This window comes from Bacillus sp. FSL K6-1000 (assembly GCF_038630785.1).
Lineage (GTDB): Bacteria > Bacillota > Bacilli > Bacillales > Bacillaceae > Bacillus > Bacillus safensis.
Window position 1 is genome coordinate 1,494,805 of record NZ_CP152042.1, and the last position, 26,279, is coordinate 1,521,083.

Here is a 26,279-nt window from a genome sequence, read left to right on the forward strand (position 1 = left end):
CTGCCGAGGCTTAGGGTTTTTTTGAACCTGAAAGTGATGAAAAACTAGAGGGGGAAGAAAAAATGAATGATTTATCGACAATGAGCAGCTTGTCTAAAGAAGAGATTTTACAGCTGATTGAAGAAGCAGCGGCACTCAAAAAGGGGAAACAAGAACATGGATTAGCCGGAGAATTTGTGGCAAACCTCTTCTTTGAACCAAGCACAAGAACACGTTTTAGCTTCGAAGTAGCAGAGAAGAAATTAGGGATGAATGTCCTGAGCTTAGATGCAGCAAGCACCTCCGTTCAAAAGGGCGAAACACTTTACGATACGGTAAAAACACTGGAATCGATCGGAGTAAAAGCATGTGTGATCAGAGACAGCACCGATGAATATTATAACGAGCTGATCGGGAAGGTTGGAATTCCCATCATCAATGCAGGTGATGGCTGCGGACAGCATCCAACCCAATCACTGCTTGACCTCATGACCATTTTTGAAGAGTTTGGCGGCTTTGAAGGCTTAACGATTTCGATTCATGGAGACATCAAACATAGCAGGGTAGCAAGGTCAAATGCTGAGGTTCTCTCAAGGCTGGGAGCCACAGTCCTCTTTTCAGGACCTGCTTCCTTCCAGGATGAACAAAACCCTCACGGAACGTACGTTCAAGTAGATGAAGCCATCGCACAATCTGATGTGGTGATGCTGCTCAGAATCCAGCATGAGCGGCACGCTGAAAAAATGGGCAGTGAAGATTACTTATCAACTTATGGATTAACAGTAGACAGAGCAAACAAAATGAAAGAACGCGCGATTATTATGCATCCAGCACCAGTAAACAGAGGTGTTGAAATAGATGATTCATTAGTAGAGTCCAAGCAGTCCAGGATTTTCAAGCAAATGGAAAATGGTGTTTATATCCGAATGGCCGTATTAAAAAGAGCTTTTCAAAATAGCACACTACATCAAAAAGGGAGAGATTCTGTCTATGTCATATCTCATTAAAAACGGTTTTATCTTAACAAGCACAGGTGAAAGAGTGCAGCAGGATATTAGGGTAAAAGGAAAAGTGATTCAAGCGATTGGTCACCTAGAAAGAGAAGACGGAGAAGAGGTTATTGATGCAGCAGGGCTATTTGTGTCACCAGGCTTGATCGATCTGCATGTGCATTTAAGAGAGCCAGGCGGAGAGAAAAAGGAAACGATTGAAACAGGCTCTAAAGCAGCCGCAAGAGGCGGATATACGACGATTGCAGCGATGCCGAATACAAGACCGGTTCCAGATACAAAAGAGCAAATGGAATGGCTGATGAATCGAATCGAAGAGACCTCATCTGTGAGAGTGCTGCCATACGCCTCCATCACAACGAGACAAATTGGGGAAGAGATGACGGATTTTGCAGCACTAAAAGAAGCAGGCGCCTTTGCTTTTACAGATGACGGTGTCGGCATCCAAACAGCAGGCATGATGTACGAAGCGATGAAACAGGCAGCAAGTCTTGATCAAGCGATTGTGGCGCACTGTGAAGATAACTCGCTCATTTACGGCGGGTGCGTTCATGAAGGAGAATTTTCAAAAGCAAATGGGTTAAACGGAATACCGTCCATTTGTGAATCGGTGCATATTGCAAGAGATGTTCTTTTAGCAGAAGCAGCGAACTGTCATTATCATGTATGTCATATCAGTACGAAAGAATCTGTGCGGGTCGTACGCGATGCAAAAAAAGCAGGCATCCGTGTGACGGCTGAGGTGTCACCGCATCACCTGCTGTTGTGCGATACGGACATTCCAGGTCTTGATACAAACTATAAAATGAACCCGCCGCTCAGAGGGAAAGAGGATCGCGAGGCATTGATCGAGGGACTGTTAGATGGAACGATTGATTTCATCGCAACAGACCATGCGCCGCATACAGAAGAAGAAAAGAACGAAACCATGCAGCGTGCCCCGTTTGGAATTGTGGGACTTGAAACAGCGTTCCCGCTTCTCTATACACGATTTGTCAAAACAGGCGAATGGACATTAAAAGAACTCGTTGATTATATGACAATCAAACCAGCAGAAGCCTTTTCCCTTCCATACGGAAAGCTTGAAGAAGGACACATAGCTGATATCACACTCATTGATTTAAACAAAGAAATGGCAATCGATAAAACAAGCTTCTTATCAAAAGGACAAAATACACCGTTTGACAAATTGACTGTATCAGGATGGCCGGTCATGACACTTGCATCTGGGAAAGTCGTTTATGAAGAGGGGAGACTAGTAAAATGAAGAGACGCTTAGTGCTAGAAAACGGAACAGTATTCGAAGGAACAGGCTTTGGTAGCTTAGAACCATCAGTCGGAGAAGTCGTCTTTAATACAGGGATGACGGGCTATCAAGAAATTTTATCTGATCCATCATACTGCGGACAAATTGTCACACTCACTTACCCGCTTATCGGCAACTACGGCATTAACCGTGACGATTTTGAATCGATCACACCGTTTGTGAAAGGGCTGATTGTGAAAGAGCTTTGTGAAAAGCCCTCAAACTGGCGCTCTTCATACTCACTCGATGAATATTTAAAAATGAAAAATATTCCGGGGCTGAGCGGAATCGATACACGGAAGCTGACTAGAATGATTCGAAGTGCAGGGACTTTAAGAGGGGCGTTTGCAGGACCTGATGAACAAGTGGAAGACGTTGTCCGCCGCCTTCAAACATTGCAACTGCCAACTGATCAGGTGAGTCAAGTATCTGTGAAAAATGCGTACCCAAGCCCAGGCAGAGGAAAAAGAGTTGTCCTTGTCGATTTCGGCATGAAGCACGGCATTTTGCGCGAGCTCAATAAACGTGATTGCGACGTCATTGTGGTGCCATACAACATCACTGCAGATGAAGTGCTGCAGCTAAAGCCTGATGGCATCATGCTTTCAAACGGACCTGGAGATCCTGTGGATGTACCAGAAGCCGTTGAGATGATTCAGCAATTGATTGGAAAGGTGCCGCTCTTTGGAATTTGCCTCGGACATCAATTATTTGCTCTAGCGTGCGGTGCAAGTACAGAAAAAATGAAATTTGGTCACAGAGGATCAAACCATCCGGTGAAAGAACTAGCAACTGGCAAGGTAACACTGACGTCTCAAAACCATGGCTACACGGTTAGCAGTATTAACGAAGACGTGCTCGAAGTCACACATATTGCCTTAAACGACAATACGATTGAAGGATTAAAACATAAAGAAGCACCAGCATTCACTGTTCAGTACCACCCAGAAGCATCACCGGGTCCAGAAGATGCAAACTACTTATTTGACCAGTTCATGGAAATGATTCATACGACTGAGAAAGAAGGGGAAGAAGTATGCCAAAACGCGTAGACATCAAAAAGATTTTAGTAATCGGATCAGGTCCTATCATCATCGGTCAGGCAGCGGAGTTTGACTATGCAGGCACACAGGCTTGCTTAGCACTAAAAGAAGAGGGCTATGAAGTCGTTCTTGTGAACTCTAACCCTGCGACCATCATGACAGATACAGAAATGGCTGATAAGGTATACATCGAACCACTGACACCAGAATTTTTAACACGAATCATTCGAAAAGAACGCCCTGATGCGATCTTGCCAACACTTGGCGGGCAAACTGGATTAAACCTTGCTGTTGAATTGTCAGACCTTGGTGTATTAGCTGAATGCGGCGTTGAAGTACTCGGTACAAAGCTGTCAGCCATCCAAAAAGCAGAGGATAGAGATTTATTCCGTAATTTGATGAATGAACTAAATGAGCCTGTACCAGAAAGTGAAATCATTCATAACCTGGAAGAAGCAATGGCGTTTACGGATCAAATCGGTTTCCCTGTCATCGTCAGACCAGCCTATACATTAGGTGGAACGGGCGGCGGAATTTGTACAAACGAGCAAGAACTGAAGGAAATCGTTGAAAACGGCCTGAAGCTAAGCCCAGTTACACAATGCTTACTTGAAAAAAGCATTGCAGGCTTTAAAGAAATTGAATATGAAGTCATGCGGGACAGCGGTGACCATGCAATCGTTGTTTGTAACATGGAAAACTTTGACCCTGTCGGTATCCATACAGGTGACAGTATTGTTGTAGCACCAAGCCAAACGTTAAGTGATCGTGAATATCAGCTGCTTCGCAATGTGTCGCTTAAGCTGATCCGCGCACTTGGCATAGAAGGCGGCTGTAACGTTCAGCTGGCACTTGATCCAAACAGTTTTCAATACTATATCATCGAAGTAAACCCGCGTGTGAGCCGTTCCTCTGCACTTGCGTCAAAAGCGACAGGCTATCCAATTGCCAAATTGGCAGCGAAAATTGCAGTCGGCTTAACGCTTGATGAAATGATGAACCCAGTCACAGGTAAAACCTATGCAGCCTTCGAGCCTGCACTTGACTATATCGTTTCAAAAATACCGCGCTGGCCGTTCGATAAATTTGAATCTGCCAACAGACGTCTTGGTACGCAAATGAAGGCAACTGGTGAAGTCATGGCGATCGGCCGCACATTAGAAGAGTCTCTTTTAAAGGCTGTACGCTCACTTGAAGCCGATGTGCATCACATTGAATTAAAAGATGAAGCAGACATCACAAATGAAGTGCTTGAAAAACGGATTATTAAAGCGGGAGACGAACGATTATTTTATATCGCTGAGGCGCTTAGAAGAGGCTATACAGTCGAACAAATACACGAATTCTCAAAAATTGATTACTTCTTCCTTCATAAACTGGAAGGCATCATCGCCTTTGAGAAGACATTAAAAGAAAACAAAGGCAATACAGACGTATTAAAAGAAGCGAAAGAAAAAGGCTTCTCAGATATCTACATTAGCCGCGAGTGGAATATGAACGAAGCGGATGTCTACAAGCTAAGACAAGAAGCAGGCATTGTACCTGTATACAAAATGGTGGATACATGTGCGGCAGAATTTGAATCAGAGACACCTTATTTCTACAGCACGTATGAAGATGAAAATGAATCAGAACGTACAGACAAGAAAAGCGTTATCGTATTAGGTTCAGGTCCCATCCGAATTGGACAAGGGGTTGAATTTGATTATGCGACCGTTCACTCTGTGTGGGCAATTAAACAAGCAGGCTATGAAGCGATCATTATTAACAACAACCCTGAAACGGTCTCAACAGACTTTAGTATTTCAGATAAGCTCTACTTTGAACCACTCACTGTAGAAGACGTGATGCATATCATCGACCTTGAACAGCCTGAAGGAGTTGTCGTTCAGTTCGGCGGGCAAACAGCGATCAACTTAGCAGATGAATTATCAAATAGAGGGGTTAAAATTCTTGGAACTTCTCTAGAAGACCTAGACCGCGCAGAAAACCGGGACAAGTTTGAACAAACGTTAGAAACACTCGGCGTGCCCCAGCCTAAAGGGAAAACAGCAACGTCTGTGCCTGAAGCAGTAGCGATTGCCAATCAAATTGGCTACCCAGTCCTTGTCCGTCCTTCCTATGTATTAGGCGGCCGCGCGATGGAAATTGTGTATCAAGAAGCCGAGCTTCTTCACTACATGGAGAATGCGGTGAAGGTCAATCCGCAACATCCAGTGTTAATTGACAAGTATTTGACAGGAAAAGAAATTGAAGTAGATGCCGTGTCTGATGGCGAAACGGTCGTGATACCAGGCATTATGGAACACATTGAAAGAGCCGGAGTTCACTCTGGTGACTCGATTGCAGTCTATCCGCCGCAAACATTGTCTGAGGACATCAAAGCGAAGATCGCAGAATACACGATCAAGCTTGCAAAAGGACTCAACATTATTGGGCTTTTGAACATCCAATTTGTCCTATCAAAAGGCGAAGTGTATGTACTTGAAGTGAACCCGCGATCAAGCCGGACGGTTCCTTTCTTAAGTAAAATCACAGGCATCCCGATGGCCAACCTTGCGACAAAAGTCATCTTAGGCGACAAGCTCAAAAATTATGGCTACGAAGAAGGGCTTCACACAGAGCAAGAAGGAGTGTACGTTAAAGTCCCAGTCTTCTCTTTTGCTAAATTAAGAAGAGTCGATATTACACTCGGACCTGAAATGAAATCAACAGGTGAAGTCATGGGGAAAGATGTCACGATCGAAAAAGCCCTATATAAAGGATTGATTGCGTCAGGTATTCAAATTCCTAATGACGGAACAGTACTTCTGACAGTGGCTGATAAGGATAAAGAAGAAGGACTTGAGATCGCAAGAAGATTCCATTCAATCGGCTATTATATTTTAGCGACAGAAGGAACGGCGAATTATTTAAAACAAGCCTCCATTCCATCAAGTGTGGTCGGCAAAATTGGAGAGGAAGGCAAAAACCTTCTCGATGTCATTCGAAACGGGGAAGCGCAATTTGTCATCAACACCTTAACAAAAGGAAAACAGCCGGCAAGAGACGGCTTTAGAATTAGACGTGAATCTGTTGAAAACGGAGTGGCCTGCTTAACGTCCTTAGATACAGCAGAAGCCATTTTAAGAGTGCTTGAGAGCATGACATTTAGAGCAGATGAAATGCCAGAAGTGAAAACGAATGCTGAGGTGACAGTAACGATATGAAAAAAGCATACTTGACGGTCGTCTCGAACCGAGAGATCGCTGATCATATTTACGAAATGACATTAAAAGGAGACCTTGTGGACTCCTTTCAAACGGCTGGACAATTCCTTCATCTAAAGGTCAGTGAATCCATGACACCGCTGCTGAGAAGACCGATCAGTATTGCCAACATTCATGCCGAGCAAAAAGAAGCAACCATCATTTACCGCGCAGAGGGAGAGGGCACAAAGCTCCTCTCCCAAAAGCGGGAGGGAGAATCAGTCGATGTATTAGGGCCGCTTGGAAACGGGTATGATCCTTCAGTCGTCCAGCCCGGAGAGACGGCATTACTAGTCGGCGGCGGAATTGGCGTACCGCCTCTATATGAACTGTCCAAGCGTTTAACGAAAAAAGGCGTCATCGTGAAGCATGTGCTCGGCTTTCAATCGAAAAAGGATGTATTTTACGAGGAGAAATTTCAAGCACTAGGCGATACGTTTATTGCAACGGTTGATGACACATACGGTGCTAAAGGCTTTGTAACAGATGTGATAAAAAAGCAAAACCTGAGCTTTGATGTGCTGCTTTCATGCGGTCCAACACCTATGCTAAAAGCGCTGAAAGACACGTATCCTGATAAGCCCGTCTATATTTCGATGGAAGAACGAATGGGCTGCGGAATTGGTGCGTGCTTTGCATGTGTCTGTCATACCGATCAGCTCGACAAACCTTACGTCAAAGTCTGTCTTGATGGACCTGTTTTTAAAGCAGAGGAGGTGGCGTTGTCATGCTAAACGTTGAGTTACCGGGATTATCTTTAAAAAATCCAATCATCCCTGCATCAGGCTGCTTCGGGTTCGGGAGAGAATTTGCATCCTTATATGACCTATCATTGCTAGGCGGTATCATGATCAAAGCCACAACCCTTGAACCGAGATTTGGCAATCCGACACCAAGGGTAGCCGAGACAGGAGCTGGTATGCTTAATGCAATCGGCCTTCAAAATCCGGGTCTAAAAGGCGTGCTTGAAAATGAGCTGCCTTGGCTTGAACAATTTGATACATCTATTATTGCGAATGTTGCTGGCTCACAGGTTGATGATTATGTGGAAGTAGCCAAGCAAATCAGCCAAGCAAAAAATGTTCATGCCCTTGAACTGAATATTTCTTGCCCAAATGTGAAAACAGGCGGAATTGCCTTTGGTACAGATCCAAATATGGCGGCGTCATTGACAAAAGCGGTCAAGGAAGTCTCGTCTGTACCTGTCTATGTCAAGCTGTCACCTAACGTAGCCAATATTGTGGAGATTGCTCAAGCGATTGAAGCTGCTGGAGCGGATGGACTCACCATGATTAACACATTAATCGGTATGCGTTTAGATTTAAAAACAGGGAAACCCATCCTTGCCAATAAAACAGGTGGATTATCAGGACCAGCTGTCAAACCGGTCGCTGTGCGCATGGTACACGAGGTGAGTCAAGCGGTTTCTATTCCGATTATCGGGATGGGCGGGGTGCAAAGTGCTGAAGATGTACTTGAATTTTTACTAGCAGGTGCAAGTGCAGTAGCTGTCGGCACAGCCAATTTTGTGAATCCATTTATTTGCCCGGAAATTATTGAAGAGCTGCCAAATGTGTTAGCAGCATATGGTTATTCATCTGTAGAGGAATGCATCGGAAGGAGCTGGAAACATGAAGCACTTGCCCATCATCGCGCTTGATTTTCCATCAGGGAAGGACGCGCTTGCCTTTTTAGACCCTTTTGAAGGGACACCATTATTTGTGAAGGTCGGCATGGAGCTGTTTTACCAAGAAGGACCTGCCATTCTTGATGCGCTGAAAGAAAAAAATTGCCGCATTTTTCTTGATCTAAAATTACATGACATTCCAACAACCGTGCAAAAAGCGATGAACCGGCTTGCTGCACTTGGTGTTGATTTGGTGAATGTGCATGCTGCTGGCGGGAAACGAATGATGCAGGCTGCGTTAGAGGGACTTGAAAGCGGGACTCCTGCTGGACAAAGCCGCCCGGGCATTATTGCAGTGACCCAGCTGACTAGTACGTCAGAAGACATGATGAGAAACGAATTACTCATTGACCATCCGTTGCAAGAGACTGTTATCCGGTACGGACAATTAGCATATGAAAGTGGGCTAGACGGGGTTGTTTGCTCTGTTCATGAATCTAAAGCACTTCATGAACATATTTCACCATCCTTTCTCACTGTAACGCCAGGAATTCGCTTACCGAATGATCAAACCGATGACCAACAGCGCGTGGCGACACCGGCCTATGCAAAAGAGCAAGGTGTTTCACAAATCGTTGTCGGAAGATCAATCACAAAAGCTGATAAACCAATAGAAGCCTATCATCAAATTTTGAAAGAGTGGGAGTGACTGCCAGATGAAATCAAAAATCGCGAAACATCTATTACAAATCAAAGCGGTCTCATTAAAACCAGACGAACCGTTTACATGGGCGAGCGGTATAAAATCACCGATCTATTGTGATAACCGCCTGACATTGTCATATCCAGAAGTGAGACACGACATTGCTGAAGGTCTAAAAGATTTGATTCTCACTCATTTCAAGGGAGCAGAGGTTGTTGCGGGTACTGCAACAGCAGGCATTCCTCATGCGGCATTAGCAGCAGACCGCTTGAACATCCCGATGTGTTATGTCAGAAGTAAGCCGAAAGCACATGGAAAAGGAAATCAAATTGAAGGGGCCGTATCAAAAGGCCAAAAGGTTGTCGTCGTAGAAGACCTTATTTCCACAGGAGGCAGTGTGCTTGAAGTGGTCGCTGCTCTTCAAGATGAGGGCTGCGAGGTACTAGGAGTTGCCGCGATCTTCACATACGGACTGCCAAAAGCAGCGGCAGCCTTTCAAGAAAAAAATATTCCATATGTCACCCTAACAGACTATGACACATTGACAGACGTGGCACTTGAACTGAAAGCGATTGAGCCTGCTGCGATGAACAAACTAAAACGCTGGAGACAAGATCCTTCCTCTGAATCTTGGATGGAAGAAACGGTCTGAAAAGTGAAAGCCCATCGTTAACAAAAACTGTGCCTGCCCGCACAGTTTTTTTGTTTAGGTAAAAATAGTAAAATAGACTCAAATTTTAATAAAAACTAATCCTATCAATAAAGTCGGGTTGACTTTTGTTTGAATTGTGTTAATATTTAAGACAAATTGAAACTCTTATCCAGAGAGGTGGAGGGACTGGCCCGATGAAACCCGGCAACCTGCGATTCGCAAGGTGCTACTTCCTGCAAAATGATTCTATTTTGAAAGATAAGGAAATCGTGAGCTTCCTCATCTTTCTTTCGGACTGAAAGAAAGTTTTTTTATTTTAACGGTGAGGAGGAAGAGGAGATGGAAGTGAAACAAAATCAGGATGAGGACTTAGTAAAGCATATGCAAGAACTGATTGGGGATATGAAATTCGGTTCAATAACGTTAATTGTTCAGGACGGTCAAGTGATTCAAGTGGAAAAGAACGAAAAAATTAGATTGAAGTAGTGCGGATAAAAGCAATATGAGCTGTACTCCGGAAGGGGAGAAATCATGTTAACTTATGAAAATTGGCAAGAGCCGTCCATTACATTTCAAGAAGATGATTTGTATAAAGGAGCCCTGTCTGTACTGAAATGGGCGTACGGTCATTATGGTGACCAGCTCGTATATGCGTGCAGCTTTGGGATTGAGGGCATCGTTCTGATTGATCTGATTGCAAAAGTAAAAAAAGATGCGAAAATTGTCTTTTTAGATACAGGTCTGCATTTTAAAGAAACATACGACACAATTGATGCGGTAAAGGAAAGATACCCGGGCTTAGACATTGAACTGAAAACGCCTGAGCTGACGGTTGAACAGCAAAATGAGCAGCACGGTGAACAATTATGGAAAACAAATCCTCAAAGCTGCTGCCATATGCGTAAGGTCATTCCTTTGCAAGAAGCCCTATCTGGTTATCCAGCATGGCTTTCCGGTTTAAGAAGAGAACAGTCACCAAAACGAGCAGGGACGAATTTTTTAAATAAGGATGAAAAATTCAAATCAGTGAAAGTATGTCCGCTTATCCATTGGACGTGGAAGGACATATGGAGATATGCATCTAGAGAGGAACTTACTTATAATCCGCTGCATGACCAAGGATATCCAAGTATCGGCTGTGCACCGTGTACACAGCCAGCATTTACTGCAGATGATCTGCGTTCTGGCAGATGGTCAGGCACAGCAAAGACAGAGTGCGGATTACATGAGTAAGGGAGCATAATGTATGGAAATCGCCGCAATTTTATTTAGTCTATTCTTTGCTTTAAACATAGGCGCAAGCGGAGCAGCTGCTTCTATGGGCATTGCGTACGGGTCAGGTGCGATTCAAAAGCCCATTTATGCGCTCAGCGTTTGTGCAATTGGGATTTTAGCAGGTTCAGTGATTGGCGGCGGTGAGGTCGTCAAAACGATCAGCTCTGGTATTATGCCAGAATCAGTCATTACACTTGAAATCGTTTGTATTATCATTGGTTCTGCTGCACTATCACTTTTCATAGCGAATCTGATGGCGATTCCTTTATCAACAAGTGAGGTCACAGTAGGGGCTGTGGTTGGTGTTGCCGTCGCTTATAAAGTATTGTTTGTGAAATCCATTTTAGTGATTGTGGCATTTTGGGTGATCATCCCGATTTTCGCCTTTCTTTTTACCTTTGCTGTCGTCAAAATCATCAGAATGTTCCCTAAACGGAAGCTGTCTAAAAAAGGCACAGCTATTTTATCTGTCGTGTTAATCCTCAGCGGATTTCTAGAGGCGTTTTCAGCTGGTATGAACAATGTCGCAAATGCGGTCGGTCCGCTTGTCGCGTCAGGCGTTTTGTCAGTCGGGCAAGGAACTCTTTACGGCGGGATCTTTGTTGCACTTGGTGCGCTTTTGCTTGGGAGAAGGGTACTAGAAACAAACGGAAAGAAAATCACCCGCTATCAAACGGGCGAAGGGATTTTACTTTCGAGTACCGGTGCCGGGCTTGTCATCGTCAGCTCTATTTTTGGGCTGCCTGTTCCGCTTACACAAATCACCTCCTCGTCTATTATCGGGCTTGGAATGGCAAAAGGCGGGCCAAACATTTTTCACAAACATGTTGTGAAAAAAATGCTGAAAGTGTGGGTGGTGTCACCCTTCTTATCACTCAGCCTATCGTATTTGCTAGTGAGCCTTTTCTTAAAAGGAGACTATTACTCTATCTTTATCATGATGAGTGTACTGCTTGCCTCACTTGGTGCGCTGAGTCTGATGAAGGCAGTCAAAAATGAGAGCAGCTCTATTCATGAACAGGGCGGCGGGATTTAATCACAAATCCGACTATTAACATCTAATAAATATGAACATTGAGAGGAAGATGAACAAATGAGTTTAACACCACATGGTGGCGTATTAATTAATCGAGTAAATGAAGAATATGATCTCAGCACAGCTGCAAAGGAAATTGAACTAGATGCGATCTCCTTTGCAGACCTTGAACTCATTGCAATTGGCGGATATAGTCCAATTGAAGGGTTTTTAACAAAAGCTGATTATGAAGCAGTTGTGAGCAGTATGCGGCTAGCAAGTGGTGTCGTTTGGTCTCTTCCTATTACATTGCCAGTGACAAAAGAAAAGGCGGCGGAAATCCATCAAGGCGATATCGTGCGCTTATCTTATAATGGAACTGTATATGGGGTCATTGAAGTAGAGGATCAATACACACCAGATAAGGAAAAAGAAGCGGTAAATATCTATAAAACTGATGACCGCAATCATCCAGGCGTGAAAAAATTATTTGAACGCGGTGATACTTACATTGGCGGGAAAATTACACTGACGAAACGCAGTGAAAAACCATTCCCTCAATTTACGTATGAGCCAGAAGAAACAAGACGTCATTTTAAAGAAAATGGCTGGAAAACCATTGTTGGTTTCCAAACGAGAAACCCGGTTCATCGTGCGCATGAATATATTCAAAAAACAGCATTAGAAACGGTCGATGGTTTATTCTTAAATCCTCTTGTCGGTGAAACAAAATCTGACGATATCCCGGCAGATGTGAGAATGAAAAGCTATCAAGTGTTATTGAATGGTTATTATCCAAAAGACCGCGTCTTTTTAGGTGTTTTTCCTGCTGCAATGCGTTATGCTGGACCAAAGGAAGCGATATTTCACGCGCTTGTTCGTAAAAATTATGGCTGCACCCATTTTATTGTCGGAAGAGATCATGCAGGTGTTGGTGACTATTACGGCACATACGAGGCGCAGGAACTATTTGATCAATTTACAAGCGAAGAAATCGGCATTACTCCATTAAAATTTGAACACAGCTTCTACTGTAATACATGTGAAGCGATGGCCACACCAAAAACGTGTCCTCACGACAAAAGCGAGCATGTCATTCTTTCAGGTACAAAAGTTCGAACGATGCTGAGAAACGGTGAATTACCACCAAGCACGTTCAGCCGAAAAGAAGTCATTGAAACATTAATCGAAGGATTAAAAACGACGGTATCTTAAAGGGAGGGTATGACATGAGCAACGAACATATCGTGTGGCATGATGCATCTATTACAAAAAAAGAATATCAACAGAAAAACAATCATACGAGCGGCATTATCTGGCTTACAGGTTTAAGCGGATCAGGTAAATCAACGATTGCAAATGCAGCTGCAAGAGAGCTGTTTGAACAAGGCTATCAAGTCACCGTTCTTGACGGCGATAACGTGCGGCACGGACTCAATAAAGATCTAGGGTTTTCAGATGACGACAGAAAAGAAAACATCCGCCGAATCGGAGAAGTGGCAAAATTATTTGTGGAACAAGGTACGATTGTCATCACTGCTTTTATTTCTCCATTTCAAGAAGACCGCCACATTGTCAGACAGTTAGTCGAAGATGGGGAATTTCACGAAGTGTTTGTCAAATGTGATCTGAACGTGTGTGAAGAGCGTGATCCAAAAGGGTTATATAAAAAAGCGAGAAACGGCGAAATTCCATTTTTCACTGGAATCGATTCACCATATGAAGAGCCAGCTACGCCTGAGCTCATCTTAGATACAGGGGAATTATCCCGTGAGGAATCCAAACAGAGTCTTGTTGATTATGTAAAAGCAACAACGAAATAATCGCCTGATGGCAGGGGGAGAAAAGCAAGATGGGGAAAGTATACATTGTGGGTGCTGGACCCGGAGACCCAGATTTAATCACATTAAAGGCCCATAAGGCGATACAGCAGGCAGATGTCATCTTATATGATCGTCTTGTCAATCAAGACATTCTCGCCCACGCCAAACCAGAGGCGGAATTGATTTATTGCGGAAAGCTGCCAAATCATCATACAATGAGACAGGAAGCCATCAATGAAGCGCTTGTGGCTCATGCAAAGGAAGGGAACGTTGTCGTTCGGCTGAAAGGCGGCGACCCCTTTGTCTTTGGCCGCGGCGGTGAAGAAATCGAATGCTTAGCTGAGCACGGAATTCCGTATGAGGTTGTCCCAGGAATTACTTCTGGTATTGCAGCGGCTGCTTATGCGGGCATCCCTGTGACACACCGTGAATTCAGCTCAAATGTTGCTTTTGTCACGGGTCACTATCAAAAGGATGAACATTTTGAAGAAAAGTGGGAGGCGCTGGCTACAGGGATTGATACTCTTGTGATTTACATGGGTGTCAAAAACGTGGAAAGAGTGCAGCGCCTGCTTTTAAAAAATGGACGGGATCCAGAAACACCCGCTGCATTTATACACTGGGGAACCACGACGAGGCAAAAGACAACTTGCTGCACTGTGGCGACACTGTCTGAAACCGTTGAAAAAGAAGGGATCGAGCATCCAAGTTTAATTGTTGTTGGAGATGTCGTTCATTTTCATCAAAAACTGAACTGGTTTGAACCCGCATTAATCGAGAAATGAGAATGATAGAGAAAAGACACGTACATACATCGTGTCTTTTCGTCTGATGAAATAAGTGAGGGGGAGGAGCCGAATGAAACAAGCTGTCCTTTATGTTGGGCATGGAAGCCGAGTAAAAGAGGCGCAAGATAAGGCCATTTCTTTTATGAAAAGCTGTATGCCGTTAGTGAAAGCAGATATACAAGAAATTTGTTTTTTAGAGCTGACGGACCCTTCTATAGAAGAAGGATTTGAGACCTGTGTGAAAAAAGGAGCGACACACATTGCCATCGTCCCGCTCCTCCTTTTAACTGCCATGCATGCTAAATCGGATATACCTGTCGAAATTGAGAAAGTGCGCGTGCGATTTCCGCAAGTGAAGGTCACTTATGGAAAGCCAATCGGGGTGAATCAAGAAGTAACAAAAGCGGTTGCCGCAAGAATTGAAGAAGCAGGATATCAAGGCGAGCGGGCGCGGATTCTTTTAATTGGCCGCGGGAGCTCTGATCCGGATGTGAAGCGAGATGTGTTTGGCATTGCAGACGATGTCAGAAGTCTGCTTCCGCATGCAGAGGTTTTTCCGTGTTTTATTACAGCATGTGAGCCCAATTATCGAGATGTTCTCGCGCAGTTATCAGCAGATGACGATGGGCCTGTCTATATCGTTCCTTACTTGCTGTTTACCGGAATTTTAATGAAAGAAATTGAAAGTGAAGCCGCTCAGGCGAGAAAGCGGCTGAAAGATGTCCGGGTATGCCGGTATATTGGCTTTCATCCGCATGTCAAAGCGGCTTATATTGAACGTGTGCAAGAAACCATGTTAAATAAAGACGATGCGTTTCGTTTCCGAGGAGAAAGCCATGCTTCCAGTCCATCTTGATTTAACCAATAAACAAGTGGTCATTGCCGGCGGCGGATCGGTGGCGTTAAGAAGAGCAAAGGCACTGTGTACGGAGCCTTGCCATATAACCATTGTGAGTCCTAATCTTTCTGAAGAGATGGCACACCTCATTGATACATACCAATTGAATTGGAAGGAAAAGAAGGTAGATGCTGAAGATTTGAAGGATGCATTTTTCATTGTAGCTGCGACAAATGACCCTTCGGTAAATGAATGGATTGCACAAACAGCACAGCCTCACCAGCTCGTGAATTGTGTGAGCCAATCAGAGCTAGGCAATGTGATGGTGCCGAAGGTTGTCAAAGCAGGAAAAGTGACGATTTCAGTCTCTACAAGCGGTGCAAGCCCCGCCCGGACAAAACAGCTGGCGGCGGCAATTGAATCCTTGCTTGAACAAGAGGATATTGACGCACTTGATGCCCTTTACATCGAAAGAAAAAAGCGACAAAGAAAAAGCCGATAAATCCTCATGTCAGGATTTTATCGGCTTTTCTTATTTATTTTCTCAGCTTGAGCACAAGATCTTCGTCAGGCGTGACAAATAATGTTTGCTGCTGATCATACGTAACAAAGCCAGGCTTTGCTCCATTCGGTTTTTTCACATGCCGGATTTTTGTATAGTCGACAGGAACGGAGCTGGACTCTTTTGCTTTCGAAAAGTAGGCGGCAATTTGAGCCGCTTCAAGCAGCGTTTGTTCATCAGGTGCTTGGTGACGAATGACGACATGTGATCCAGGAATATCCTTTGTATGCAGCCAAATATCATCACGAGCAGCTGCCTTTGTAGTCAAATACTCGTTTTGTTTGTTGTTTTTTCCGACTAAAATTGGAATGCCTTGGGACGACTCGTACGTTTCGAGCTGAATGGCCGCCGGTTTTTTCTTTTTGGCGTGACGCTTTTGTTTGGCGCGCAAATATTTTCCTTCAACAAGCTCTTCTCTCATTTCCTCTAAATCCTTCGGAGAAGCAGAGGACAGCTGCTGAATCAGCTCTTCAAAATAAGCAATTTCTTCATGTGTCCGCTTAATTTGTTCATTTACAGCTTCTACTGCATTTTTTGCCTTTTGATATTTTGTAAAGTATGCTTGTGCATTTTCAGAAGGGGTTTTGTTTGTTTTAAGCGGGATTGTAATTTCTCCGCCGTCTTCATCGTAATAATTGATGACAGTCGCTTCTTTATCCCCTTTTTTGATCGCATATAAATTGGCTGTTAACAATTCGCCATAGAGCTGATACTTGTGTGCATCCTGAGATTCTTCAAGGGTTCTTTTTAGCTTTTTTAGCTTGTTTTCATTTTTCTTTTTTTCATTGACGACAAACCGTTCAAGGTCAGCCGCCTGCTGTTTGACTCTGTCTCTCTCAGCTTTTCCAAAATAAAAGCGGTCAAGCAGCTGGCTGAGTGAGTCGAATGTCTTCATCTCTCCGTGGACATGCTGAAGCTCTAATAAATAGAAATACTCTTTTCCATCTTTTCTTGTAAGCTGCGGCGTAAAAGAATGCATGCGAATGAGCTGGAACATGTCGAGCAGTGTATTTGGGATCGTTTCTTGATTGGCAAGACCGGCCCGGTGTACTGCTTCCTTTGCAAACAGCGGGGAAACCCCAGAGAAGGTATCGACAATTTGATTGGCGATCTTTCCTTCTTGAAAGCGTAAATGCTTCAAAGTATCATCCTTTGTCACGTCAAAAGGATTCAATTTTTGCTGCGCAGGCGGCAGTAGGTATTCATAACCAGGGAGCACCGTTCGATAGCTGTTCACAGATGGAGAAAGGTGTTTCAGACCATCAATGATCTGCTGCGTTCCATCCTCTACAAGAATGAAGTTGCTATGACGTCCCATGATTTCAATGTAAAGCTTACGCGTCTGCTCATCGCCAATTTCATTTCGGCTTCGCACATGAAGCACGATCACTCGGTCAAATCCAATCTGTTCAAAACGTTCAATGAAGCCGCCCTCAAGATGCTTTCTGAGAAGCATACAAAACATTGGCGGCTCACTTGGATTGTCGTATTGATGCTCTGTGAGCTGCACTCTTGCATAGCTCGGATGAGCCGATAAAAGGAGCTTATGATTTTTCCCATTTGCTCGAATATGAAAAATCAGCTCGTGTTTATATGGCTGATGGATTTTTGAAATCCTTCCGCCCGTTAAAGCCTTTTGCAATTCATTTGTCATACCATATGTAAAAATGCCGTCAAATGACATGTTGGATACACCCTCTTCTTTCACACAAATCTACTGAAAGAACCTTCCGTTTTCTCGTTCTTTAGGCAGTCTTATTATTATAGCATGATTTAGGACGAGTCTGAATAAACTGGCTTATAGAACACTGCATATGAGAGAGAACAAAAGAGGAGTGGACGAGGTCAAATGAATTGGCATGAACTGAACCAAACCGATTTATTAAAAACAATGAATACATCGATAGGTGACGGACTGTCAGAAAAAGATGTACAAAAGCGGCTTGAAAAACACGGGCCAAATGAATTGCAGGAAGGAAAAAAGGCGTCGGCTCTGATCATTTTTTTAGCACAGTTTAAAGATTTCATGGTGTTAATCTTGCTTGCAGCAACAATCATTTCTGCCTTTTTAGGAGAATACATTGATGCTGTTGCGATTGTAGCCATTGTTTTGATTAATGGTGTACTCGGCTTTTATCAAGAACGCCGGGCGGAAAAATCCCTTCAAGCGTTAAAGGAATTATCAACTCCGCACGTGTATGCAAGGAGAAATAATGAATGGGTCAAGATCCCGTCTAAACATCTCGTGCCAGGGGATATTGTGAAATTTTCAAGCGGAGACCGGATTGGGGCAGATATTAGATTACTAGAAACAAAGAGCTTAGAAATTGAGGAGTCCGCCCTCACTGGTGAGTCTATCCCAGCAGTCAAACACGCAAGTCCACTTTCAAGCGGCCATGTTTCGCTCGGGGATTTGACGAATATGGCCTTTATGGGGACGCTTGTCACTAGAGGCAGCGGCGTAGGGGTTGTCATTGGTACAGGAATGAATACAGCGATGGGACAAATTGCCGGCATGCTGGATGCAGCAGGTAATATGGAAACGCCGCTGCAAAGGCGTCTCGAGCAGCTTGGAAAAATTCTGATTGTGGCTGCTTTATTTTTAACGGTGCTCGTTGTTGTTCTTGGTGTAGTGCAAGGACATGAATTGTATCATATGTTCCTAGCGGGTGTATCTCTTGCTGTGGCGGCGATTCCAGAAGGACTGCCGGCGATCGTCACTGTCGCCCTTTCCCTAGGGGTACAGCGGATGATCAAACAAAAATCGATTGTCAGAAAGCTCCCGGCAGTGGAAACACTCGGCTGCGCGTCAATCATTTGCTCTGATAAAACAGGAACCATGACGCAAAATAAAATGACTGTGACCCATGTGTGGGCAGAGGGAAAAACGTGGAATATTTCTGGCACAGGCTACGAGCCATCCGGTGACTTTACCTTAAACGGGGAAATCGTCCATGCCGACAAGCATCCAAGCCTGCAAAAGGTGTTATTATACGGGGCGCTTTGTAATACATCGACTATCGTTGAAAAAGACGGGGAGATGAGGCTGGATGGGGATCCGACAGAGGGAGCGCTCCTTACCGCAGCACGTAAAGCGGGTTTTACAGAGCAATTCATTGAAGCTGGATTTCATGTTATTGAGGAGTTTCCTTTTGACTCAGAAAGAAAGATGATGTCAGTCGTCGTTGAAACAAATCAAAAAGAGCGGTATGTCATTGCAAAAGGTGCGCCGGATGTACTAATGAACCGTTCAAGTCATATCATGCAAGGCGGACGCACAGCTTCTTTTTCAGCCACTCACAGGCAAGAAACAGAAGCTGCGATTCAAGGTTTAGCAAGACAGGCGCTTAGAACCATTGCCATTGCGTATAAAAAAGTCGGTCTGACAGAAAAAATCACCTCTGTACAGCAGGCTGAAGCTGATTTAACATTTATCGGATTAGAGGGCATGATCGATCCACCGCGTCCTGAAGTCAGACGAGCGATTAAAGAGTGCCGGGATGCTGGCATTAAAACGGTCATGATTACAGGGGATCACGTGGAAACGGCCAAAGCGATCGCAAAAGATTTAAGCCTTTTACCGAAGCAAGGACAGGTGCTCGACGGAAAAGCACTTGATCAAATGAGCGACAAAGAGCTTGAGCAAACGGCTGAAAATGTATATGTCTTTGCCCGGGTTTCTCCTGAGCATAAGCTGAGAATTGTCAAAGCCTATCAAAAAAATGGTCATGTTGTAGCGATGACAGGTGACGGGGTCAATGATGCGCCTGCCATTAAACAAGCAGATATCGGCATCTCCATGGGCATCACTGGTACAGACGTAGCCAAGGAAGCGTCTTCTCTTATTTTACTTGACGACAACTTTGCGACCATTAAATCCGCCATTAAAGAAGGCCGAAATATTTATGAAAACATTCGTAAGTTTGTCCGCTATTTGCTGGCATCAAATGTCGGAGAAATTTTGGTCATGCTGTTTGCGATGCTCCTCGCGCTTCCGCTTCCGCTCGTTCCTATACAAATCTTATGGGTAAACCTTGTCACAGATGGTCTACCGGCTATGGCACTTGGCATGGATAAGCCAGAAGGCGATGTCATGAAGAGAAAGCCGCGGAATGTGAAAGAGGGCATTTTTGCAAGGGGGCTTGGCTGGAAGGTCATCTCAAGAGGATTCCTCATCGGGCTTGCGACCCTTTTGGCATTTATATTTGTGTATCACCGCGATCCAAACAACCTGCAATATGCACAGACTGTCGCATTTAGTACGCTTGTTTTGGCGCAGCTCATTCATGTATTTGACTGCCGCAGTGAACGGTCCATTTTTGAACGTAATCCATTTGGGAACCTTTATTTGATCGGTGCGGTTTTGTCATCACTTTTACTCATGCTTGTGGTCATTTATTACCCGCCGCTTCAGCCAATTTTCAAAACGGTCGCGATTGCACCAATTGATTGGCTGCTGATCATCGGGATGTCTGCACTGCCAACTTTTTTACTGGCAGGATCACTTTTGACAAGAAAAAAATAATTCATTATGGTATAATTTTGAGGTAATAGTGTCTGCTATTACCTTTTTCATTTTATTAATATGAAAGAATTGGGTGTTTTAACATGATACGCAGTATGACGGGATTCGGCCAAGCGAGTAAAACGGATGGAGAACTGACAGTGTCAGTTGAGCTAAAATCGGTCAATCACCGTTTTAAAGAGGTTCATGCCCGTTTGCCGAGGCCGCTTTTATATTTCGAAGATACATTAAAAAAGATCATTCTTCGTCACGTGCAGCGCGGTAGAATTGAGCTGTTTGTCACGATTGAAGGCGGTAAACTAGCAAGCCGGTCCTTACAGATCGACTGGCCGCTGCTTGATGAATACATGAAAGCCGCAAAAGACCTCGAGGAACGCTATCACATTTCAGGCATTCAGCATGCACATGACTTATTGGGGCTTGAGCTTGCCGTTCAGGTGGAAGAGTCAGCCAGCCGAAATGAACAGCTAGAGCAGCTGCTGATGGAAGCTTGCGAGGATGCTGTCAAGGAGCTTTGCTTCATGAGAGAGCAAGAGGGAGCATCACTTCAAAAAGACTGTGAACTAAGGCTTTCTGAACTAGAGGCCTATACAGAAGAAATCAAAGTCTTTGCACCAGAGGTTGTGAGTCAGTACAAAGAACGATTGAATCAGCGATTGCAAGAATGGATCGGTGAGGCGCTTGACGAGAGCAGACTGACAACAGAGGCTGCCATCTTTGCTGACCGCTGCGACATTACAGAAGAGATTACGAGATTAAAAAGTCACTTTCAGCAATTTCAGCAAATCTTGCTGCAAGGCGGTGCTGCCGGCCGAAAACTTGACTTCCTTGTACAGGAGCTCAACCGTGAAGTGAACACCATTGGATCAAAAGCGAACCATCACCATTTAACAAAGCTGGTGGTTGAAATGAAAAGTGCTATTGAAAAAATAAAAGAACAAGTGCAAAATATAGAATAGTCATTGTGTATGCTGTTTACAGTGCGTCTCTTTCGGCGAGACTAGAGACGTTTATATTACAGGGGGACGAAAGAAGATGACCATAAAGTTGATCAATATCGGATTTGGAAACATCATTTCAGCGAATCGGATGATTTCGATCGTCAGTCCGGAATCAGCACCGATTAAACGAATGATACAAGACGCAAGAGATCGAGGCATGCTCATAGATGCTACATACGGAAGAAGAACCCGTGCTGTTGTCATTATGGACAGTGACCATGTCATCTTATCTGCCGTTCAGCCTGAGACTGTCGCGCAAAGACTTTCTGTAAAAGAAGAAATCATAGATGAAGGGCAGGGGTAATACGCCATTATGAAAGAAAGAGGACTTTTAATCGTTCTCTCTGGACCTTCGGGAGTTGGAAAAGGAACGGTCAGACAAGCCATTTTCTCCCAGGAAGATACGAAATTTGAATACTCTATTTCTGTGACGACACGCAAACCGCGTGAAGGTGAAAGAAATGGTGTCGATTATTTCTTTAAAACCAGGGAAGAATTTGAACATATGATTGAAAACAAAAAGCTGTTAGAATGGGCAGAGTACGTCGGGAATTACTACGGCACGCCTGTTGACTATGTTGAACAGACATTAAGCGAAGGAAAAGATGTTTTCCTTGAAATTGAAGTGCAAGGTGCACTTCAAGTAAGAGAAGCATTCCCAGAAGGTCTTTTTATTTTCCTTGCACCGCCTAGTCTTTCAGAACTTCAAAACCGCATCATTACACGCGGTACAGAATCTGAGGAGCTCATTCGAAACCGAATGGCCGCTGCGAAAGAAGAAATTGAAATGATGGATGCTTACGACTATGTCGTTGAAAACGATGATGTCGAGCTTGCTTGTGAAAGAATCAAAGCGATCGTCCTTGCAGAACACCTGCGCAGAGACAGAGTCGCACCGAGATATAAAAAAATGCTGGGGGTAGAATAAACCATGTTAGATCCTTCAATTGACTCATTGATGAACAAACTTGATTCAAAATATACACTTGTAACAGTGTCTGCACGCCGTGCACGTGAAATGCAGATCCACCAAGATCAGCAGATTGAAAACACAAAGTCTTACAAATTTGTAGGCAAAGCACTAGAAGAAATCGACGCTGGTCTTTTGACATTTGAAAAAGAGGATCAAGAATAACACATCGCTTCTGCAATGCAGATACGATACGTTCAAAAAAGTCAAAACTATGATTGGTTTTGACTTTTTTGAATTGTAGACGAATTTGTGAAAAAGGCCGTTAAGGGGGACAAACAAATGTTACAGTCAAAAAATATTTTGCTCGGTGTCAGCGGAGGAATCGCCGTATATAAAGCAGCAGCACTTACTAGTAAACTCGTACAAGCAGGCGCAAATGTCAGAGTGATTATGACGGAATCTGCTCGTGAGTTTGTGTCTCCGCTTACCTTCCAAGCTCTGTCTAGGCATGAGGTATATGTGGATACATTCAAAGAAAACAATCCAAGAGTCATTGCGCATATTGACGTAGCTGACTGGGCCGATCTCATTCTTGTTGCCCCTGCAACAGCACATACAATTGGTAAAATGGCCGCTGGACTTGCAGATGATATGCTGACGACGACTTTGCTTGCTTCAACAGCGCCTGTATGGATCGCTCCAGCGATGAATGTGCATATGTACGATCACCCGGCTGTGAAACGGAACATTCGCACATTATATGAAGACGGCTACCGCTTTATTGAGCCAAGTGAAGGTTATTTAGCCTGCGGGTACATTGGAAAAGGGCGATTAGAAGAGCCTGAAAAAATTGTGGAACACATCCGTGCTTTTTTTGAAGAGCCAAAAAGCTTACCGCTCTCAGGAAAGAAAGTCGTGGTGACAGCAGGTCCTACACGTGAAGTCATCGATCCTGTCCGGTTCTTTACAAATCGTTCTAGTGGAAAAATGGGCTATGCGATTGCAGAGGCTGCTCAGCAAATGGGGGCAGATGTTACGCTGATTTCTGGACCTGTTTCTTTAACTGAACCTGATCATGTACACGTAGTGCACGTTGAATCAGCTGAAGAGATGTATCAAGCTGTGCTAGAGGTATATGGGGAAGCTGATCTTGTTATTAAATCAGCAGCTGTCGCCGATTACACCCCTGTCACGACCTATGCTCATAAAATGAAAAAACAGGACGGCGCTCTGGACATTGAATTCACCCGGACAAAAGATATTTTAAAAGAGCTGGGGAAAAGAAAAGAGCATCAAGTGCTGGTCGGCTTTGCAGCTGAAACGCAGGATGTAGAATATTATGCGAAAAAGAAAATTGAATCCAAGCATTTAGATATGATTGTTGCCAATAACGTCACAAAAGAGGGTGCAGGCTTTGGCACAGATACCAATGTGGCAGCGATGATCAAAGCAGATGGAACGAAAAAAGAGCTGCCGATGATGAGCAAAAAAGATCTCGCTTTTGAAATTTTAAAGGAGGCAATACAGCTGCTTCCAGAAGAGCGTGATCGAGCATGATTGCTGAAGTCATCGTAGATGTCACAACGAAAGCCATTGACCGGCCATTTGATTACCGTGTACCAGATCGATTCAAAGATCTCGTCAAAGCGGGAATGAGGGTGGTCGTTCCTTTTGGCCCGAGGAAGATTCAAGGTTTTGTGACAAAAGTCAAAGATGAAACAGACATCAAGACAGGAAACATCAAAGAGATTGTCGATTTATTTGATTTATCACCTGTTCTGACAGATGAGCTATTGGAGCTTTCCCACTGGCTGACGGAAAAAACATTGTCCTATCATATCACGGCACTTCAATCGATGCTGCCCGCAGCCATGAAGGCAAAGTATGAAAAAGAAATTCAGGTGCTTTCAGAGGAAGAACTTCCGCAGTCATTGAAAGAGCTTTTCGGTCAGCGAGAAAGCATTCTTTATGCTGACATCCCGGCTGAACTATTAAAACAAATTCAAAAGCATGTCCAAAAAGGTCATCTAGAGGTGAGATACCATGTCTCGCAAAAATCTGGAAAGAAAAAGGTCCGCATGCTCCAGGTGGCTGTATCGAAAGAAAAACTTGCAGAAAAACAGCAGCAGCTAAAGAAAAATGCGGTGAAACAAAAAGCACTGATCTCCTATCTGCTTGAAGCGGGAGAGACAACCTTTTTAGCGAAAGACTTGCAGCAGCAAACAGGCGCAAGTTCTCAAACGCTTAAAACCTTTATTCTAGAAGGGCTGTTAACAGAAAGCTATGAAGAGATCTATCGAGATCCTTATCGTGACCGGGAGTTTACACCATCTGCTCCACTAGATCTCACGCCAGAGCAAAAAGAGGCGACCAAGCATATTCATCAAGCAGTGAGTGATGATCAGCACGAAACCTTTCTTTTGCACGGAGTGACAGGAAGCGGCAAAACGGAGATTTACTTGCAGACAATCGATCATGTTCTTCAAAAAGGAAAAGAAGCGATCGTTTTAGTTCCTGAAATCTCGTTAACCCCTCAAATGGTGCAGCGATTTAAAGAACGATTTGGCTCAAATGTGGCCGTTCTTCACAGCGGCTTATCGACAGGAGAAAAATATGATGAATGGCGGAAAATCCATCGCAAGGAAGTCAAGCTTGTCGTTGGCGCAAGATCTGCTGTTTTCGCTCCATTTGAAAATCTAGGCATGATTATTATAGATGAAGAGCACGAATCCTCTTATAAACAAGAAGAAATGCCTCGTTACCATGCCAAGGATGTCGCCATTGAACGAGCAGGGCGGCATCAATGTCCAGTCGTATTAGGCAGTGCAACACCTTCACTTGAAACCTATGCACGTGCGAAAAAAGGCGTCTATACATTGCTGTCGCTCAAACACCGCGTCAACCAGCAGCAGCTGCCGCACGTTTCGTTAATTGATATGAGAGAAGAACTAAGAAATGGCAACCGCTCCATGTTTTCAGAGGAATTGATGCTTAGGTTAAAGGAAGTGCTTGAAAGAAAAGAACAAGCCGTTTTATTTCTGAACAAAAGAGGCTATTCATCCTTTGTCATGTGCCGTGATTGCGGATATGTAGAGCAATGTCCTCATTGTGAAATTTCTCTTACCTATCACCGCTATCAAAAACGGCTGAAGTGCCATTATTGTGGTCACGAAGCACCAGTACCTGCTGAATGTCCAGAATGCCACAGTGAGCATATTCGCTATTTTGGTACGGGGACGCAGCGTGTAGAAGAAGAGCTGACAAAAGTACTGCCAGAGGCAAGAGTCATCCGAATGGATGTGGATACAACGTCTCGTAAAGGTGCTCATGAAAAGCTTCTTACCTCTTTTGGTAATAAAGAAGCGGACATTTTGCTCGGGACGCAAATGATTGCAAAGGGACTGGATTTCCCAGATGTCACACTTGTTGGTGTTCTCAGTGCGGATACATCCCTTCACATCCCTGATTTCCGTTCAAGTGAAAAAACATTTCAGCTTCTCACACAGGTCAGCGGCAGGGCAGGGCGGCATGAAAAAGCGGGCTCGGTCATTATTCAATCGTATACGCCTTCTCACTATAGTATTGAATTAACGAAGCAGCATGACTACGAAGCCTTTTATGAACAGGAGATGCTGCATCGCCGCCACCAGTCCTATCCGCCGTATTACTTTTTGGCGATGGTGACAGTGTCACACGAAGAAGTGACAAAGGCAGCACATGTGACTGATCAAATTGTCCAGTTCCTAAAAATGAATTGTGCACCGAATACGCGAATCCTTGGCCCGGCTGCATCACCAATCGCTAAGATCAAAGATAGATATCGCTATCAATGCGTGATAAAATACAAAAGGGAAAATGAACTGGCAAGTTTACTACGGAAAATACAAGACCATTATCAAAAGGAAATGGAACAAAAACAATTGATGATTTCAATAGATATGAATCCATATATGATGATGTAAAACGGAGGG

General features: G+C 44.1%; 24 protein-coding genes and 1 riboswitch. Of the genes, 23 read left to right on the top strand and 1 reads right to left on the bottom strand.

Translation table 11 applies throughout. The features are described from left to right. The first annotated feature begins 62 nt into the window (after positions 1–62). From MHI46_RS07600 to MHI46_RS07675, 16 genes are all read left to right on the top strand, one after another. A complete protein-coding gene (locus MHI46_RS07600; protein ID WP_024424232.1) occupies positions 63–986 on the top strand; it encodes an aspartate carbamoyltransferase catalytic subunit in 924 nt (307 codons plus the stop codon). Then, a complete protein-coding gene (locus MHI46_RS07605; RefSeq protein WP_024424231.1) occupies positions 970–2,256 on the top strand; it encodes a dihydroorotase in 1,287 nt (428 codons plus the stop codon). Before MHI46_RS07600 ends, MHI46_RS07605 begins: the two co-directional genes overlap by 17 nt. Beyond that, the gene (locus tag MHI46_RS07610) at positions 2,253–3,347 is read left to right on the top strand and encodes a carbamoyl phosphate synthase small subunit (protein WP_260775911.1); all 1,095 of its coding nucleotides are present in this window, start codon (positions 2,253–2,255) and stop codon (positions 3,345–3,347) included. The genes MHI46_RS07605 and MHI46_RS07610 overlap by 4 nt, the downstream gene beginning before the upstream one ends. Further along, positions 3,332–6,547, top strand: coding sequence for a carbamoyl-phosphate synthase (glutamine-hydrolyzing) large subunit (gene carB / locus MHI46_RS07615; protein ID WP_342503203.1), 3,216 nt, complete (start codon positions 3,332–3,334; stop codon positions 6,545–6,547). Before MHI46_RS07610 ends, carB begins: the two co-directional genes overlap by 16 nt. Next, complete coding sequence (locus tag MHI46_RS07620) at positions 6,544–7,320, top strand: dihydroorotate dehydrogenase electron transfer subunit (protein ID WP_260775912.1); 777 nt, start codon at positions 6,544–6,546, stop codon at positions 7,318–7,320. The genes carB and MHI46_RS07620 overlap by 4 nt, the downstream gene beginning before the upstream one ends. Next, the gene (locus MHI46_RS07625; protein WP_260775913.1) at positions 7,314–8,246 is read left to right on the top strand and encodes a dihydroorotate dehydrogenase; all 933 of its coding nucleotides are present in this window, start codon (positions 7,314–7,316) and stop codon (positions 8,244–8,246) included. The genes MHI46_RS07620 and MHI46_RS07625 overlap by 7 nt, the downstream gene beginning before the upstream one ends. Further along, positions 8,218–8,922: an orotidine-5'-phosphate decarboxylase gene (gene pyrF, locus MHI46_RS07630; RefSeq protein ID WP_260775914.1), complete on the top strand. Its 705-nt coding sequence runs from the start codon at positions 8,218–8,220 to the stop codon at positions 8,920–8,922. The genes MHI46_RS07625 and pyrF overlap by 29 nt, the downstream gene beginning before the upstream one ends. 7 nt (positions 8,923–8,929) lie before the next feature. Next, on the top strand, positions 8,930–9,568 hold the full coding sequence (gene pyrE, locus MHI46_RS07635) for an orotate phosphoribosyltransferase (RefSeq protein WP_039178408.1): 639 nt from the start codon (positions 8,930–8,932) through the stop codon (positions 9,566–9,568). Between the two features lie 162 nt (positions 9,569–9,730). Then, positions 9,731–9,833: riboswitch (SAM riboswitch) on the top strand. Between the two features lie 74 nt (positions 9,834–9,907). Next, a complete protein-coding gene (locus MHI46_RS07640; RefSeq protein WP_073205135.1) occupies positions 9,908–10,054 on the top strand; it encodes a YezD family protein in 147 nt (48 codons plus the stop codon). 45 nt (positions 10,055–10,099) lie between these two features. Beyond that, positions 10,100–10,801 (top strand): phosphoadenylyl-sulfate reductase, encoded by a 702-nt coding sequence (locus MHI46_RS07645; RefSeq protein WP_047202129.1) that lies wholly within the window; start codon positions 10,100–10,102, stop codon positions 10,799–10,801. Between the two features lie 13 nt (positions 10,802–10,814). Continuing rightward, positions 10,815–11,879 carry an inorganic phosphate transporter gene (locus tag MHI46_RS07650; RefSeq protein WP_039178413.1) on the top strand — a complete coding sequence of 355 codons (1,065 nt, stop codon included), beginning with the start codon at positions 10,815–10,817 and terminating at the stop codon, positions 11,877–11,879. 57 nt (positions 11,880–11,936) lie between these two features. Further along, a complete protein-coding gene (sat, locus tag MHI46_RS07655; RefSeq protein ID WP_039178416.1) occupies positions 11,937–13,073 on the top strand; it encodes a sulfate adenylyltransferase in 1,137 nt (378 codons plus the stop codon). Between the two features lie 14 nt (positions 13,074–13,087). Further along, positions 13,088–13,681 (top strand): adenylyl-sulfate kinase, encoded by a 594-nt coding sequence (gene cysC / locus MHI46_RS07660; RefSeq protein ID WP_126681790.1) that lies wholly within the window; start codon positions 13,088–13,090, stop codon positions 13,679–13,681. Positions 13,682–13,710: 29 nt separating this feature from the next. After that, the gene (cobA, locus tag MHI46_RS07665) at positions 13,711–14,466 is read left to right on the top strand and encodes a uroporphyrinogen-III C-methyltransferase (RefSeq protein ID WP_047202132.1); all 756 of its coding nucleotides are present in this window, start codon (positions 13,711–13,713) and stop codon (positions 14,464–14,466) included. Positions 14,467–14,539: 73 nt separating this feature from the next. Then, the gene (locus tag MHI46_RS07670) at positions 14,540–15,325 is read left to right on the top strand and encodes a sirohydrochlorin chelatase (protein ID WP_260775915.1); all 786 of its coding nucleotides are present in this window, start codon (positions 14,540–14,542) and stop codon (positions 15,323–15,325) included. After that, positions 15,306–15,809, top strand: a complete 504-nt coding sequence (locus MHI46_RS07675; protein WP_260775916.1) for a bifunctional precorrin-2 dehydrogenase/sirohydrochlorin ferrochelatase — start codon at positions 15,306–15,308, stop codon at positions 15,807–15,809. Before MHI46_RS07670 ends, MHI46_RS07675 begins: the two co-directional genes overlap by 20 nt. A gap of 34 nt (positions 15,810–15,843) precedes the next feature. Here the strand turns inward: MHI46_RS07675 and MHI46_RS07680 are convergent, their stop codons facing one another. Further along, the gene (locus tag MHI46_RS07680) at positions 15,844–17,553 is read right to left on the bottom strand and encodes an NFACT RNA binding domain-containing protein (protein ID WP_342503204.1); all 1,710 of its coding nucleotides are present in this window, start codon (positions 17,551–17,553) and stop codon (positions 15,844–15,846) included. A 165-nt stretch (positions 17,554–17,718) separates the two neighbouring features. Here MHI46_RS07680 and MHI46_RS07685 point away from each other — a divergent pair, with 165 nt between their 5' ends. From MHI46_RS07685 to priA, 7 genes are all read left to right on the top strand, one after another. After that, the gene (locus MHI46_RS07685; RefSeq protein WP_126681793.1) at positions 17,719–20,394 is read left to right on the top strand and encodes a calcium-translocating P-type ATPase, SERCA-type; all 2,676 of its coding nucleotides are present in this window, start codon (positions 17,719–17,721) and stop codon (positions 20,392–20,394) included. A gap of 83 nt (positions 20,395–20,477) precedes the next feature. Then, entirely contained in the window at positions 20,478–21,353 is an 876-nt protein-coding gene (locus tag MHI46_RS07690; protein ID WP_058837724.1) for a YicC/YloC family endoribonuclease, read from the top strand. A gap of 76 nt (positions 21,354–21,429) precedes the next feature. Then, positions 21,430–21,699 (top strand): extracellular matrix/biofilm regulator RemA, encoded by a 270-nt coding sequence (remA, locus tag MHI46_RS07695; RefSeq protein WP_008344898.1) that lies wholly within the window; start codon positions 21,430–21,432, stop codon positions 21,697–21,699. A gap of 9 nt (positions 21,700–21,708) precedes the next feature. Continuing rightward, positions 21,709–22,323, top strand: coding sequence for a guanylate kinase (gene gmk / locus MHI46_RS07700; protein WP_024424214.1), 615 nt, complete (start codon positions 21,709–21,711; stop codon positions 22,321–22,323). Positions 22,324–22,326: 3 nt separating this feature from the next. Next, on the top strand, positions 22,327–22,530 hold the full coding sequence (gene rpoZ, locus MHI46_RS07705) for a DNA-directed RNA polymerase subunit omega (RefSeq protein WP_003211647.1): 204 nt from the start codon (positions 22,327–22,329) through the stop codon (positions 22,528–22,530). A gap of 117 nt (positions 22,531–22,647) precedes the next feature. After that, the gene (gene coaBC / locus MHI46_RS07710) at positions 22,648–23,865 is read left to right on the top strand and encodes a bifunctional phosphopantothenoylcysteine decarboxylase/phosphopantothenate--cysteine ligase CoaBC (RefSeq protein WP_059375053.1); all 1,218 of its coding nucleotides are present in this window, start codon (positions 22,648–22,650) and stop codon (positions 23,863–23,865) included. Next, the gene (priA, locus tag MHI46_RS07715) at positions 23,862–26,270 is read left to right on the top strand and encodes a primosomal protein N' (protein ID WP_342503205.1); all 2,409 of its coding nucleotides are present in this window, start codon (positions 23,862–23,864) and stop codon (positions 26,268–26,270) included. The genes coaBC and priA overlap by 4 nt, the downstream gene beginning before the upstream one ends. Positions 26,271–26,279 lie beyond the last annotated feature (9 nt).